Source organism: Pelagivirga sediminicola, assembly GCF_003072125.1.
Lineage (GTDB): Bacteria > Pseudomonadota > Alphaproteobacteria > Rhodobacterales > Rhodobacteraceae > Roseovarius > Roseovarius sediminicola.
In genome coordinates, this window is record NZ_QCYH01000055.1 from 1 (window position 1) to 1,643 (window position 1,643).

A 1,643-nucleotide genomic window follows, 5' to 3' on the forward strand; every position below is an offset into this window, starting at 1 on the left:
CATGAAGGTTACGATGAACCAGAAATCCTCCGTTGTTCAATTCCTCAAATCTGTCCCACAGGCGCTGACGTCAGACACGATGAACACCAAAAACAAACTCCTCAGCGCGACGATGGCGGGTCTCATGACGACGACCATGTTTGGCGGGCTTGCGGCATACGCCGCTGATTCGGTCGAACTGCGGCGGCTGCAGCCGCGAAGGCGGCCGCCCCCTACAAGACCCAGCAGGAGCTACTCAAAACCGCCGACGAGGCGCTCGCAACGTTGACACATGTGCATTCGGCGCGGATGGCGCTGTTCGAAAACAAGATGGACGTTGCCAACCCCGCGCGTGATGGCGGTCGTCCCGTTTTAGATCGAATACGACGCCGACATCGACCTCGCGCGCGAGGTTGGACCTGTCGCGTATTTGTGCCGCTCCAAGTGCTCGTCTAAGCCACTTTCCGTTCGAAAGCGACTGGGCTTTTCCAGCCCAATGCTGAATGTCATCGACGCGGATTGTAGAAACCGTTGATGTATTCGAAGATCGCCATCTCCAAATCATTTGCAACTTGCCGCCGTGTCAGCCCGCCGGTCAGCGCAATTCGCACCACATCCAGACCTCGGCAGCCCGCAGCCCCGCGCCATAGGAAATGCTGAGCGCGGCCCGATACTTCAGCCCCGGTCCGGGTGCTGCCATCAGGATATCGGACACCTCCTCGACGCTGAAACCCACGGGCAGCTTGCGCGGTTCGGCGCGGAATTGCATTTAGCGCTTCATCTCTTCGCGCCCGCATGCTGAAGAAGAACCGCAGTGCCACGATCCGCTCGTTGAACGTCGACGGCGTCACCCCGCTGTCTGTTATGTGCAGCTGATACGCGCGCAGATCTTCCGGTGTCGTCGTGTCGGGTGACCGCCCAAGAAAGGTCGCGAAATCCTTGATCGCCCGGATGTGGGACTTCTGCGCCTTCTCGCCCATCCCATGGATGTGCATATCTTCGATCATCCGCTGGCGCAGCGGGGTTACTCTTTTCTCTGTCATGGGAACCTCCTGTCGGTTGATTGAGAAGGCCCCCATCGTCAGACAAGTCAGTCAGATCGCAAAATGCGCGCTATTACGGAGGGCTCAGTCCATCAGCCACAAGCGCCATTGTCGCGGAGCGGCTTAGTCCTTGGGCCGTTTGAGCGCAAAACCAGCGCCCACATTGTATACGACGCTTTCTGTGCATAGTCGTCCTAAAGATCTTGCGAGAAACCAAGTGGAGTGGAGCTGAACCGGACATTCGCGGTTTGGCCACAAACGTCCGGTTCACGGTGATTGGGTCACTTTATGCCGCAAAAGCCAATTTCGTCTGACATCTTACATGGGAATTGCGGCGGACCGAGGAGGATTCTGTAACGCCGGTAATTCCCATTAACACACTGTAACTGCATAATATTATAAATTCTCGAATTTAAAATGTCATGCAAATTGTCATGCATGATTCAAGTTAACGTCGACTCAATTGGCACATGAAGGCATTCCATGGAGTGTGTTGGTTACGGGAGGGAACAACGTAAGCCTCCGGCGGCGGCCGTCTGATTTCGGGATCGATCCGATGGTAAGTCCGACCTTATGTCCGACTTTATCAACCGCCCTCAAATCGAAGTTCTTTCCGCCGCT

1 protein-coding gene and 1 pseudogene are annotated in these 1,643 nt (G+C 55.8%); one reads left to right on the forward strand and one right to left on the reverse strand.

Going from position 1 to position 1,643, the window contains the following annotated elements:
- Positions 1-268: hypothetical protein (locus tag DC366_RS20120; RefSeq protein WP_207768794.1), on the forward strand; the 268-nt coding region annotated here is incomplete at its 5' end.
- A gap of 309 nt (positions 269-577) precedes the next feature.
- On the opposite strand, the pseudogene DC366_RS20425 reads toward DC366_RS20120, so the two are convergent.
- Positions 578-1,022, reverse strand: a pseudogene (locus DC366_RS20425) (phage integrase N-terminal SAM-like domain-containing protein); the annotation flags it as partial.
- Between the last annotated feature and the right edge of the window lie 621 nt (positions 1,023-1,643).